Annotated in this window: 11 protein-coding genes and 3 tRNA genes; 11 read left to right on the top strand and 3 right to left on the bottom strand. The window is 54.7% G+C overall.

Translation table 11 applies throughout. From position 1 onward, the window contains the following. Positions 1-468 (bottom strand): OsmC family protein, encoded by a 468-nt coding sequence (locus tag LG294_RS09975; RefSeq protein WP_404285390.1) that lies wholly within the window; start codon positions 466-468, stop codon positions 1-3. A gap of 126 nt (positions 469-594) precedes the next feature. Beyond that, positions 595-3,138 (bottom strand): aminopeptidase N, encoded by a 2,544-nt coding sequence (gene pepN / locus LG294_RS09970; protein ID WP_404285389.1) that lies wholly within the window; start codon positions 3,136-3,138, stop codon positions 595-597. 264 nt (positions 3,139-3,402) lie between these two features. Here pepN and LG294_RS09965 point away from each other — a divergent pair, with 264 nt between their 5' ends. The 3 genes from LG294_RS09965 (at position 3,403) to LG294_RS09955 (ending at position 5,106) form a co-directional block, all read left to right on the top strand. Then, positions 3,403-3,876: a ribose-5-phosphate isomerase gene (locus LG294_RS09965; RefSeq protein ID WP_404285388.1), complete on the top strand. Its 474-nt coding sequence runs from the start codon at positions 3,403-3,405 to the stop codon at positions 3,874-3,876. A 2-nt stretch (positions 3,877-3,878) separates the two neighbouring features. Beyond that, positions 3,879-4,847, top strand: coding sequence for an Fpg/Nei family DNA glycosylase (locus tag LG294_RS09960; protein WP_404285387.1), 969 nt, complete (start codon positions 3,879-3,881; stop codon positions 4,845-4,847). 185 nt (positions 4,848-5,032) lie between these two features. Then, a tRNA-Gly gene (locus LG294_RS09955) sits at positions 5,033-5,106 on the top strand. A gap of 56 nt (positions 5,107-5,162) precedes the next feature. On the opposite strand, the gene LG294_RS09950 is transcribed toward LG294_RS09955, so the two are convergent. Beyond that, on the bottom strand, positions 5,163-5,600 hold the full coding sequence (locus LG294_RS09950) for a VOC family protein (RefSeq protein WP_404285386.1): 438 nt from the start codon (positions 5,598-5,600) through the stop codon (positions 5,163-5,165). Between the two features lie 373 nt (positions 5,601-5,973). On the opposite strand from LG294_RS09950, the gene LG294_RS09945 reads away from it, so the two are divergent. The 8 genes from LG294_RS09945 (at position 5,974) to LG294_RS09910 (ending at position 12,947) form a co-directional block, all read left to right on the top strand. Continuing rightward, positions 5,974-6,048: transfer RNA gene (locus LG294_RS09945), tRNA-Pro, on the top strand. A 156-nt stretch (positions 6,049-6,204) separates the two neighbouring features. Beyond that, positions 6,205-6,279: transfer RNA gene (locus LG294_RS09940), tRNA-Pro, on the top strand. A gap of 87 nt (positions 6,280-6,366) precedes the next feature. Continuing rightward, complete coding sequence (tig, locus tag LG294_RS09935; protein ID WP_404285385.1) at positions 6,367-7,701, top strand: trigger factor; 1,335 nt, start codon at positions 6,367-6,369, stop codon at positions 7,699-7,701. 245 nt (positions 7,702-7,946) lie between these two features. Continuing rightward, positions 7,947-8,546 (top strand): ATP-dependent Clp protease proteolytic subunit, encoded by a 600-nt coding sequence (locus tag LG294_RS09930; protein WP_404291718.1) that lies wholly within the window; start codon positions 7,947-7,949, stop codon positions 8,544-8,546. 51 nt (positions 8,547-8,597) lie between these two features. Then, positions 8,598-9,257 carry an ATP-dependent Clp protease proteolytic subunit gene (locus LG294_RS09925; RefSeq protein WP_404285384.1) on the top strand — a complete coding sequence of 220 codons (660 nt, stop codon included), beginning with the start codon at positions 8,598-8,600 and terminating at the stop codon, positions 9,255-9,257. A 167-nt stretch (positions 9,258-9,424) separates the two neighbouring features. Continuing rightward, positions 9,425-10,717: an ATP-dependent Clp protease ATP-binding subunit ClpX gene (clpX, locus tag LG294_RS09920; RefSeq protein WP_404285383.1), complete on the top strand. Its 1,293-nt coding sequence runs from the start codon at positions 9,425-9,427 to the stop codon at positions 10,715-10,717. 41 nt (positions 10,718-10,758) lie between these two features. Beyond that, on the top strand, positions 10,759-11,367 hold the full coding sequence (locus LG294_RS09915) for a DsbA family protein (RefSeq protein ID WP_404285382.1): 609 nt from the start codon (positions 10,759-10,761) through the stop codon (positions 11,365-11,367). 587 nt (positions 11,368-11,954) lie between these two features. After that, positions 11,955-12,947 carry a trypsin-like serine peptidase gene (locus LG294_RS09910; protein WP_404285381.1) on the top strand — a complete coding sequence of 331 codons (993 nt, stop codon included), beginning with the start codon at positions 11,955-11,957 and terminating at the stop codon, positions 12,945-12,947. The last annotated feature ends 23 nt before the right edge of the window (positions 12,948-12,970 follow it).

Raw genomic sequence — 12,970 nt, 5'->3', positions numbered from 1 at the left:
TTATTCGGCAACTGGTTCATGGAGAACCGGAAAATTCACGGATCTAGCGATGAAACATACCTTATTGGCTTGCTGGTGAAGAGAATCTGCGAGTTCTCGCTGGGATTCATCGGCCAACTGAATCTGCGGACGGAGAGTTACTTCGGTGAACTCACCACTGTTATCTCGGTTTAACCGCAACGTACCGGAGGCCTGGTCCTGATAGCTGGTGACAACGACCCCGTGGGTTACCGCGACATGGAGGTACGAAAGCATGTGGCATTGGCTCAAGGCGGCTAATAAGAGCTGTTCGGGGTTCCAGCGATCTGGGCTGCCATGAAAAGTAGGATCAGCCGTGCCTGCGATGTCCGGTAACCCGTCCGCGCGGATGATGTGTTCACGGCCATAGCCACGATAGCTGTTGGTGCCAGCTCCGCGATTACCCGTCCATTCGATGGCGACTTGGTAGCTGTGCTGCGAGAGGTCCATACTGCTATTCTCCCACCCTTTAAAACGCTTGTGGTGTGCGTTGCGGCACAAGGAGTAGTTTCCGTACTTATCTAAGAACGATAACCCCATCGCGCCACACCGCACACCACTGGTGCAAACTAAAAGTTAGGCATTGGCGTCGGCGGCCTGTGCGGCCAACGCCCGAACCACATCTGCCCTGCTTTCAACCAACAGTCTGCGCATTGCCGGGTGCTTTTCACCTAACCGCGACAAAAAGGCATCGGTACGCTCGATGGTCTGCTGTGAGACTGCCGAAGTGGGGTAGAAGCCGAGTACGATCTGCTTCGCCATTTCATGCGAATAGCTCTCCCAAGCACTGACCAACAGGTTGAAGTAATCCTCGGTGTAGCTTTCGAGCAACGAGCTATCGTGCGCAATATTGAAACCGAGTATTACCGCACCTTGCTGAACATTGGACAGCGTCGCGGAGGTAGCCGCGGCAAAGGCTTCGGCCTTCGCATCAGCTGTTGGACGAGCTGCCCGAGCGGTGAACCAGCTTGCCTTGCCCTTGGCGGTGTCATCGTTTGCCAGCATCTTGTCGAGGGCTTTCTCATCCATGCGAGACCCGGCGGACAATGCGATCGCTAGGGACCAGCGCAGATCGGTGTCCAGGGTTAGACCAGGCAACAGAACTGTGCCATCGAGCAAGCCGGCTACTTGGTCCAGCTGCGCGGCGGTGCGGGAACGATGCGCAAAGGCCTTGGCGAACTGAAGCTGGCTATCAGAGCTTGCCTCAGCTTGCTGGGCCAATTCCCACAGGCGGTCGGCAGCCTGCACAGAAAGCTCCTTGGCATTCTCGCTAGCCACGTAGAAATCTAACGCCGTATTCAACTGGCGCAACAGCACCATGATGACCGAGGAATCAACTTCGTGTCCGATGTTGTTGAGCAGCAGCTGCACGTAGGCGCTAGCCGGAGTCTCGGCATCGCGGACCGCATCCCACGCGGCGCTCCACACCAGCGTGCGCGGCAGCGACTCGGTGAAGTCCTTCAAATGTTCGGTGGCGGTTGCCAGTGAGAGCTCATCGAGACGAATCTTGGTGTAAGTCAGGTCGTCGTCGTTGAGCAGGACCAAATCGGGGCGTTGCATTCCCACAAGTGCCGGCACTTCGGTGGATGGACCAGCAACATCAAGTTCCTCACGGTGGACTCGCACGAGCTTGCCTTCATTGAGGGTGTAGAAACCTACTGCCAGCCGGTGCTTGCGCAGTGTTGGGAACTGGTCGATGGCGGACTGGTTTATGGTGAATCCCGAGATGCGTCCGGACTCGTCGGCCGAAATATCTGCCTTCAACGTATTCACGCCGGAGGTTTCCAGCCAGGAAGCGCCCCAATCGCTCAGGTCGCGCCCGCTAGCTGACTCAAGTTCGGTAAGCAGATCAGGTAGCTCGGTGTTGGACCATGCATGCTTTTTGAAATACTCGCGCACGCCCGCCATGAACTCCTCTTGGCCTACGAAGGCCACCAGTTGGCGTAGCACCGAGGCGCCCTTAGCGTAGGTGATGCCGTCAAAGTTGACTTCTACATCTTCCAAATCGTTTATCTCGGCAACAATCGGGTGGGTGCTCGGAAGCTGATCCTGGCGGTAGGCCCAGTTCTTTTCCATAATATTAAAGGTCGTCCACGAACTGGTGAACTCGGTATTCTGTGCTGCGGCAAGGGTCGACATGAATTCCGCGAAGGATTCGTTGAGCCACAGGTCATTCCACCACTTCATGGTGACCAAGTCGCCGAACCACATATGTGCCAGTTCGTGCAGGATGGTGATCGCCCGGCGCTCCACCATGGCGTGGGTCGGGCGGGAACGGAAGATGTATTCTTCGAGGAAGGTAACGGCTCCAGCGTTCTCCATGGCTCCGGCATTAAATTCCGGTACGAAAAGCTGGTCGTACTTTTCAAACGGGTACGCAACTCCGAAGTTCTTTTCGTAGAATTCGAATCCCTGACGAGTGATGGTGACAATATCTTCGGTGTCCAGGTATTGCATCATCGAGGCGCGGGCAAAAACTCCAAGCTCGATGGTTCGGCCATCGGCCGAGACCAATGAATCCCGTGCGACCTCGTAGGGTCCGGTGATTAGCGCTGTGATGTAGCAGGAAATGCGCTGGGTGGCTGGGAAGTCCCACCGTGAGGCTTCGCCGTCAACCACTGGCTGGGGAGTTGGGGCGTTGGAAACGACATTCCACTTCGAGGGGGCCTTCACCGAGAACTGGAAGGTTGCTTTGAGATCCGGCTGCTCAAATACTGCGAACATGCGGCGGCAGTCGGCGACTTCAAACTGTGAGTAGAGGTAGACCTCCTGATCAACAGGGTCGACGAATCGGTGCAGGCCTTCGCCGGTGTTCATGTAGCGGGCATCGGCGTCGATGACCAGAGTGTTCTGAGCCGCGAGTTCAGGGAGTTGGATCCGCACCCCGTCGGCGACGACCGCCGGATCCAGTTCGGTGCCGTTTAGAATCACCGAACGGACAGTGTCGGTGATCGCGTCGATAAAAGTGCTGGCTCCTGGGGTCGCGGTGAAGCGTACCGTGGTGCGGGAAGTGAATACGCGGTCGCCCTTAGTCAGATCTAGGCTCACCTCGTAGCTGTCGACATTGATCAGTTTCGCGCGTTCACTAGCTTCGGCGCGCGTGAGGTTCATTCCGGGCATTGGGCTCTCCGTCTTGAAGCGATGAAAGGATATCGCCTCAGTTTCTGAAACGAATATTGAATAACTTCCTCCATTGTGTCACTGGCAACGGGGGCGCACGCAAGTCTTTGACTGTAAAAACTTCTATAACAGGCAAATGCTACGTGCTCGCATGAGTTGTCACAGAAACCTCGAAACACCGCAGAGTTCGATTCTGGGCCAGCTGGGTCGCTAAGCTGGAGGGAGCAATAATTCGACTTTTCCCAACGAATGAGGCATTAAAACATGCGCGTGCATATCGCCACTGACCACGCAGGTCTGGAACTGAGCGACTTCTTGGTCAAGCACCTCACGGCCAAGGGGTACGAAATGATCAACCATGGTCCGAAGTCCTATGACCCGGAAGATGATTACCCGGCCTTCTGCATTAACGCGGCTCAAGCGGTGATTAGTGATCAGCGTGCTGGCGTAGACGCCTTGGGTATTGTCCTCGGCGGATCGGGCAATGGCGAGCAGATCGCGGCGAACAAGGTTGAGGGCGTACGCGCAGCGCTTGCATGGAACCTTGATACCGCGAAACTTGCTCGCGAGCACAACAACGCAAATGTCATCGCAGTCGGCGGACGACAGCACTCGGTAGAAGAAGCAGCTGAGCTCATTGAGGCATTCCTAGCGGAGCCTTTTAGCGATGCCGAGCGTCATATACGCCGCATCGGTAAAATCGCCACCTTCGAAACTACCGGCGAGGTCATCGACTAACCGTGCCCGAAGGACATTCCCTGCATCGTCTGTCCCGCCAATTTGACGATGTCTTTGGGGGACAGACGGTTCAAGTATCTTCGCCCCAAGGTCGCTTTGCCTCGGATGCCTCACGTATCGACGGTCACGAACTTGAACGCGCCTTCGCCAAAGGGAAACAGCTGTTTTGCCGCTTCTCCAACGACCTGTACCTTCGAGTGCATCTAGGCCTTTATGGGGCGTTTGATTTTGGTGGTGACAGCCTCTTCGCGGGAGCTTCGTCGATCGGTGCGCCACGACGCATTGGAGAGCGCGAAGCCAGCATGCAGGGGACCGAGTTGTATTCCGGACCGCCTGATCCGGTCGGTGCGGTTCGTGCTCGCATTGTGTCCAAACATGGCTGGGCGGATCTGCGCGGCCCAACGGCTTGTGAAGTCTTAGAAGCGGACCAGGTGCAGTGGCAACTAGCAAAGCTTGGGCCTGATCCTTTAGCGGGGGCATCGGCACGCTTTCAATCTGCCAAAGGGCAGATCGAACCGGGTCTTGATCAGATGTACCTGGATGAGGGGCTCAAGGAATTCCGGGCTAATCTCGCGCGCACCAGCACGCCTATCGGCGTAGCCTTGATGAATCAAAACCTGATCAGTGGCGTTGGGAATATATATCGCGCCGAGGCACTGTTTCGGAATCGTGTTTGCCCAGCCCTTCCGGCAAACCAACTGTCCGGGCGAACCGCCAACAAATTATGGTGGGATATTGTCGCGATCATGGAGGATGGGGTCCGCGATGGAAAGATCATTACTACGCGTGAAGAGGACCGCGATCCTGAAGGCGTGCTCTGGCCGGACAACGCTTACTACGTTTATCAGCGTCAGGGGATGGGGTGTCGTAAATGTACCGGGAGTATTCGACTCGAAGAAGTATCTGGTCGGAAATTGTACTGGTGTCCGCGGTGCCAGAAGCTGCCGCGAAGAAAAGGCGATTCACGCTAGCCACTGGATGCGTGGGGCAGATCAACTTAGGAGATCTAGACCCACGGCGTGTTTAGCGCATTACCGAGGTCCACGTGGTGCTATAGGGGATGTGTCCAAGTCGGACGGCAAATCACCCGATTTGCATGGACCTATATTTATGGTCTAGACTAAATTCTGTTCGCGGCAATGAAGTCGGGAAATGTGGGGATGTAGCTTAGTGGTAAAGCCTTAGTCTTCCAAACTAATGATGCGAGTTCGATTCTCGTCATCCCCTCCATATAAAAAAGGTCCCGCTTAGGCGGGACCTTTTTTGCGTAGGTGTTCGAATGCTACTTACACCACACAGAATTCGTTTCCTTCAGGATCCGCAAGCACGACGTGATCCAGTTCGCCGTTGATGAAGTGCCGCTCGAGTTCACTTGCGCCCAGGTTCATAAGCTGTCCGGCCTTCTCTTCGATCCTCTGTTGGCGCAAGTGCGTCGGCTGATCCCGACCCAGGCCAACTTTCAGATCGAGATGAATCCGATTCTTAGCTGTTTTCCCCTCTGGGACCCTCAGCATTGAAATTTGCGGGCCGTCTCCTGTCGGATCGCAAATCACCGCTCCGTCATTCCATTCGTCCTCGGGTACGTCGCATTTGATCAGCCAATCGCCCCAGGAGGAGAACCCTGGAGGCGGGGGAGCGTCCACATAGTCAAGTGCCACCTTCCAGAAGTTTGCTTGCTCCACCGGTGCGTTGCAGTCAAAGGTCAATGCCCAAGTTATCGCCATAGGGTGATCGTAGTCCTGATGCCTAGCCGGCGGCGGGTTCTGCATAGACCCTGCCTGGCCCCATTTAGTTAGGCGGCTAGCAGTCGACGTGGAACTTGCTGGATGGTCTGAATGTAGAAAGGATGAAAAACGTTCAAATTTCCTGTTACTCACCTCACCTTTTTCAGTTATTTACTCCAAAAAGGGACGTCAAGGCCGGAAATTCCGCGTAAATTCGCTGAAGTTGTCGAAAATGGCCAGCAGGATGCCGATTTTGCATTTAGCGCGAACCCGTGTAAATTTATTTCTTGTGATCACGCAGGGATAACAAAAACCCAGCAACGATTCACAAGATGTTGGCTCAGGTGAAAAGGGATTTTCGCTTAGTGTTCAACGGGGTATAGCTCAGCTTGGCTAGAGCGCGCGCTTTGGGAGCGTGAGGTCGCAGGTTCGAATCCTGTTACCCCGACTCATGACGATGAAAACTTCGGTTAATATCTCATGAAATCGAGAACTAAATATAATTTAGCTCTGGTGATCACCGGAAACTGTAAAAAGTTACCGGTATGCATCACAAACGATTAGTGGATAAAGGATAACTCAGGTTAGACTAATCACTGCTAATCGGGGTGTAGCTCAGCTTGGCTAGAGCGCGCGCTTTGGGAGCGTGAGGTCGCAGGTTCGAATCCTGTCACCCCGACTCTGTCGAATAACCCCGCAACGCCACCATGTTGCGGGGTTTTTTGCAGATCAGACCTAATTCTTAGACACTCAGGAGTACAACGCTGTGAAGAGCGCCGTCGAAAACGTCAACCCGACTCGGGTGAAGCTAACCGTTGAGGTTCCTTACGAGGAACTGAAGCCCCGCGTCGATGAGGCGTACAAGACCATCGCTCAGCAGATTCAGGTTCCAGGCTTCCGTAAGGGCAAGGTTCCAACTCGCATGATCGATCAGCGCGTTGGTCGCGGTTACGTCATTGAAACCGCTGTGAACGAGGGTCTAAACGACTTCTACCAGAAGGCAATGGTCGAGAGCGAGCTAACCCCGCTATCGCGCCCAGAAGTTGACATCACTGAGCTTCCTTCGATCGAGAAGGAAGGCGAAGGCCAGCTGGTCTTCACCTTCGAAGTTGATATTCGTCCGAAGGTTGAATTGCCTGACTACAAGGGCATTGAGGTCTCCGTCGAGGCTAAGGAAGTTGCCGACGAAGACATCGAAAAGGCCCTAGATGACCTGCGCGGTCGCTTCGGCACCCTGAAGGACGTTGAAGCTCCAGCAGCTGCAGACTCCTTCGTCACCCTCGACCTGACCGCATCGGTTGGGGACGAAGAGGTTGACGCAGCTCAGGGACTGTCCTACCAGGTTGGCTCGGGCAACATGCTTGAGGGCATGGACGAGGCTGTTACCGGCCTGTCTGCTGGCGAAGACGCAACTTTCGAGACCACCCTTGCCGGTGGCGAGCACGCTGGCAAGACCGCAACCGTCAAGGTTGTCGTCTCGGCCGTCAAGTCGCGCGAACTGCCAGAAGCGAACGATGATTTCGCTCAGCTTGCTTCCGAATACGACACCATCGCTGAACTGCGCGAGTCGCTGACCAAGGACGCTGCAGAAGGCAAGGTTGTTGAGCAGGGTGTTGAGGCGCGCGAGCTCGTCTTGGACAAGCTGGTCGAAATGATCGAGGTCCCTGTTCCAGCATCGGTCATCGAAGAGCAGATCGAACAGCACTTCAACGCACCAGACGCTGAAGCTGACCACGACACCGAAGAGCACCGTGCAGAGGTTCGTGAGAACACCGAGCGTGCTTTCAAGAACGAAATCATCTTGGACGCTGTTGCAGACGCTGAAGAAGTTGGCGTTGAGCAGTCCGAGCTGATCGACTACATCGTGCAGACCGCAGGTCAGTACGGCATGGAGCCAAACCAGTTCGCACAGATGCTAGATGGTGCCGGCCAGGTACCAATGCTGATGGGCGAAGTTCGCCGTCGCAAGGCGCTTGCCAAGGTTCTGGAATTCGCAACCGTCACCGATTCGAACGGTGCAGCTGTTGATCTGACTTCCTTCGTGAAGCCAGCCGAGGAAGACGAAGCTGCAGCGGTCGAGGAGACCACCGAGGCCAAGTAGTCCCGGAATTTAGATGGCCGCCGGTCAGCTTGGAAACAAGCTGGCTGGCGGCCATTTTTTGTTCGCTCACGGGGTAGTCATGCGCCGTGAGCGAAAACGGGGCATGAAAGGCCCCATGGCTGGGTTGAAGTCAGTAATCTCAAAGTAACCAGTTGCAGCTTTGAGATTCGAAATAGGGTTTCAAAATCTGATCTACACGTTTGGAAGAGGTAGAGAACATGTCAAATGATTCGCGCACTCCCACCATGGCCACCGTTGATCCGGCCGGCCGTGAGGATTACATCTACAACCGCCTGCTCAAGGAGCGCATCATCTGGCTGGGCTCCGAAGTCCGCGACGACAATGCGAACGCTATTTGCTCGCAGTTGCTGTTGCTATCGGCGGAAGATCCTGAGAAGGACATCTACCTTTACATCAACTCACCAGGTGGCTCCATCACCGCGGGCATGGCAATCTACGACACCATGCAGTACATTCCCAATGATGTCGTGACTGTGGCAACCGGCCTGGCCGCTTCGATGGGCCAGTTCCTGTTGTCCTCGGGCACTCCGGGCAAGCGCTACGCTACCCCGAACGCTCGAATCCTGATGCACCAGCCTTCCGGCGGCATCGGCGGTACCGCCTCGGACATCAAGATCCAGGCAGAGCTGATCATGCACATGAAGAAGATCATGAGTGAGCTGACTGCAGAGCAGACCGGCCAGAGCGTCGAGCAGATCCTTATCGATAACCAGCGCGATAAGTGGTTCACTGCTGAAGAAGGCCTTAAATACGGCTTCTACGATCAGATCGCCATGAATGCCGGCACAGTCACCGGTGGTGGCGGCGTCGATACCGACAAGTAGTCGGTCTTACACATCCGCCTGAATCCCAAAGATTTGTCCTAGGAGAAAACCATGAACTTCAATCCGGAAGCCATTAGCGGTCAGACCCCGTCGGCCCGCTACATCCTGCCACAGTTCGAAGAGCGCACCCCATACGGGTTCAAGCGACAGGATCCATACGCAAAGCTGTTCGAGGATCGCATTATCTTCCTCGGCGCCCAGGTCGACGACGCATCGGCTGATGACGTTATGGCACAGCTGTTGGTCCTCGAATCCATGGACCCGGAACGCGATGTCACCTTGTACATCAACTCACCGGGTGGTTCGTTCACCGCAATGACCGCGATCTATGACACTATCCAGTTCATTCGCCCAGAGGTACAGACCGTCTGCCTCGGCCAGGCAGCCTCTGCAGCAGCAGTGCTGCTTGCCGCGGGCACGCCGGGCAAGCGTCTGGCCCTGCCAAACGCCCGCGTGCTGATCCACCAGCCATCGATGGGTGGGGGCGAACGCGGTACTGCGACCGACCTGCAGATCCAGGCCGAAGAGGTAATGCGTATGCGTGCGTGGCTGGAAGAGACCATCGCAGGGCACTCGGGCCAGTCCGTGGAGAAGGTTCGCGACGATGTGGAGCGCGATCTATTCATGACTGCCGCCGACGCCAAGGAATATGGCATCGTTGACGAAGTGCTTACTCCACGTAAGGTAAACCGCGCTCAGCTCGGCATCTAGGCATTACGCGGAATAATCATTGAATATTGGCGGTTTACCTTGTAGGTGTGTTCTCCACAAGAGGAGGACACCACGCAGGTAGACCGCCATATTCAGCTAATTTTGGGGTTATCTGACCTAGAATTGTGATAGTCCACGGCAACTCAAGCAAACAGGAGATCGGTGCGATGGGACGTATGGGCGAAGGCTCGGATCTGTTGAAGTGTTCTTTCTGCGGAAAGAGCCAGAAGCAGGTTAAGAAGCTAATTGCAGGCCACGGAGTCTACATCTGTACCGAATGCATCGAACTGTGCAATGAAATCATTGCAGAGGAGTTTGCTGAAGAACAGGTCTCCGAGGATTTCTCGCTGCCAAAACCGCTTGAAATCTTCAATTCCCTAGAGGAGTACGTGATCGGCCAGGAGAACGCGAAGCGCGCTCTGTCCGTAGCCGTGTACAACCACTACAAACGTATACATGGCACGAAGGAGCATGCTCCGGTCGCTGCCTTAAACAGTGACAACCCACTGGATGATGTTGAGGTTTCAAAGTCCAACATCATGTTGATTGGTCCTACCGGTTGCGGCAAGACTTATCTGGCACAGTCGCTGGCTAAAAAACTCAATGTCCCGTTCGCCGTTGCAGACGCGACTAGCCTGACCGAGGCTGGTTACGTTGGTGAAGACGTTGAAAACATTCTGCTTAAGCTAATCCAAGCCGCAGACTTCGACGTGAAAAAAGCCGAGACAGGCATTATCTACATTGATGAAATCGACAAGATCTCGCGAAAGAGCGAGAATCCATCGATTACTCGCGATGTTTCGGGTGAAGGGGTCCAGCAGGCACTGCTGAAGATTCTTGAAGGTACCGTCGCCGCAGTTCCACCGCAGGGGGGACGAAAGCATCCACACCAAGATTTCCTGCAGCTAGACACCACGAATATTCTGTTCATCGTGGCTGGCGCATTCGCAGGACTCGAAGAGATTATTTCTTCGCGTGCGGGACGTAAGGGCATCGGTTTCGGTGCGCCTTTGACCGCTCTGAAATCCGAAACCCCGTCGTACTCCGATGTTCGTCCGGAAGATCTGCTGAAATTCGGTTTGATACCCGAATTTGTCGGTCGACTGCCAGTGATCACGACCGTCGAGCATCTTGATCGCGCATCCCTGGTTCGAGTTTTGACTGAGCCCAAGAACGCATTGGTCAAGCAATACCAGAAAATGTTCCGCATGGATGGTGTGGAGCTGAGCTTCGAACCACAGGCGTTGGACGCGGTCGCGGAGCTGGCTATCGAACGTGAAACCGGTGCTCGTGGGCTTCGCGCCATTTTGGAGGAGACTCTTGGTGGGATTATGTTTGAACTGCCAAGCCTTGAAGAAATTGCGGAAGTGGTTGTCACCCGTGGCACGGTGATGGACCGTGAAGCGCCGCTACTTCTTTCACACGATGTCGCGGCCAAGCGAAATAAGAAGTCCGCGTAGTTTAATATCCCGTTGAGTTTTCGGTAGAAAGTTGAGGGTTCATGCCCAAGCGCACTCAAGTTGATTTCTGGTTCGACCCGATCTGTCCCTTTGCATGGGCGACCAGCCGCTGGATCAAGGAAGTTGAGAAGGTCCGCGATATCGATGTGAGCTGGAATGTAATGAGCTTATCGGTGCTAAACGAAGGGCGGGAGCTTCCAGAAGGCTACCGCGCTTCCATGGACAACTCGTGGGGACCAGTCCGCGTCGTGATTAAGGCCGCTCAAGATCATGGCGATGAAGTGCGGGACAAGCTCTACACGGCCATGGGCGAACTTTTCCATTACGAAAAGGTTTCAGATCGTGATGAGGTAATTGCACGGGCACTTGCGAAGGTAGGTCTGCCTGCAGAACTCGCAGATGCGGCGAATACCGATCAAAATGACGCTGCACTTCGTGCAAGTCACGAGGTAGGCATTTCCAAGGTTGGCCAAGATGTCGGAACGCCAATCATCGCTGTGGATGGTGTCGCGTTCTTTGGGCCGGTTATCACACGCATCCCAACAGGAGAAGACGCCGGCAAGATGTTTGACGCGGCAGCGCAACTCGCATCGTTCCCATACTTCTTCGAGATGAAGCGTAGCCGGACCGAAGACCCGATTTTCGAGTAATCCGTATTTGTAACCACCAACAATGAGCCTGGCCAAGTCCTCTTGGCCGGGCTCATTGCTTTTGAAACGAGATAACCGATAGATCTGGTTCCAATCATTCATGAGCAATTAATTCACGACGCATCATAAGTAACCTCGTTCGTCCCGGGGGAGCGCTCTCAGTGACTAGTCCGGAGTTACTGTATCAATTCTTACTAATTGTTCCGAAAAAAATTGTAGGAATTTTCCATGCAAATAATATGAAGTGCCTCACAAGGCTTTCATAAATTAAAGCCGTTACCCATCGGAACGGACGGTCCAGTCGATCGGCACGCGGGTTTGGCGCTTCCCGGAAATTACTGGTGAGTAACGAAAATTTCCCTTACGCGAAAGATGGGCATTGGTTTTCAGTGCTTTGAAACTTCCAGTCAGAAGTTATTAGCAGGAAGAAATCAGTTTCAGATTTTTTGACGGTTACGACAATGAACCCTCAAATTTCTTGTCGGTAACCCCTAGGTAATGCCTGAAAGGTGTGTTTGACTATCTCCCACAGGTGCTTCGGCACATGCTTTCGATGGCGGCCCCCATCCGCCAAATAGGGAGAAAACGTGCAAGATAGATACGAAAATCAAGGCCCGAAAAAAGGCAAAAACAAGGGCAGGGCATTCGCTGCGCTTTTGCTCGCCGGAGGACTCATCGGTGGAAGCGCATCGATGGCCATGGCTGCCCCCACAGCCCCCACGGACAAGATCGAGTCGACAAGCATTACCTTGTCGCAGGCAGAAAATGCCATTGATTATTGGACTCCCGAGCGTATGGAGAATGCCAAGTCCGCTGATAGTCTCACGAACGGTAAGGCCACTTCAAACGCTCCGCTGAAGGCTGGCAAATCAAAGAAGATTGCCGGCCAGGACGCGAAGATGCGCAACGAAAACGCCAACAAGCCGAAACGGGGTTCCGCAGTCTCTCCGGTGTCACACATCGGCAAGGTATTCTTCACCCTTGGTGGCTCTGATTACGTTTGCTCGGGCAACTCGGTTGTATCGGCAAATGAGTCGACCGTGTCCACAGCGGGCCACTGTGCCAATGAAGGACCGGGCGCATTCGCAACTCGATGGGTGTTCGTTCCCGCCTATGAAAATGGCAACGCTCCCTACGGATCCTTCGCGGCTACCGAACTGGTCGCCCCAACGCAGTGGAGCAACGGCGGAGACATTAGCTACGACACCGCTTTCGCGGTTGTCACCGACAACAGCGGAGTAAGCCTCGCGGATCAAGTTGGAGCTTCAGGCGTCGCCTTCAACCAGGCGCGCGGATTGAGCTACACGGCCTTCGGATACCCTGCCGCGAGCCCTTTCAACGGAGAGACTTTGCAGTCCTGCAGCGGACGTGCCACAGCTGATCCTTACGGACAGTCGCAATCCCAAGGCATTCCTTGCGACATGACTGGCGGTTCCTCCGGCGGTCCATGGTTCCTCGGTGGATCTGATGGATACCAGAACTCCGTCAACAGCTTCGGCTACAGTGGAGTGCGAAACACGATGTTCGGCCCCTACTGGGGGTCGGTCGTAGAACAGGCATATAACGCAGCACAGAACTAGCAAGAAGTGATTTGGGCGGAATG

The sequence above is a fragment of the Glutamicibacter arilaitensis genome, assembly GCF_044793945.1.
Classification (GTDB): domain Bacteria; phylum Actinomycetota; class Actinomycetes; order Actinomycetales; family Micrococcaceae; genus Glutamicibacter; species Glutamicibacter arilaitensis_B.
Note: the sequence above shows the minus strand (reverse complement) of the source record. Positions and strands in the feature narration are given on the sequence as shown.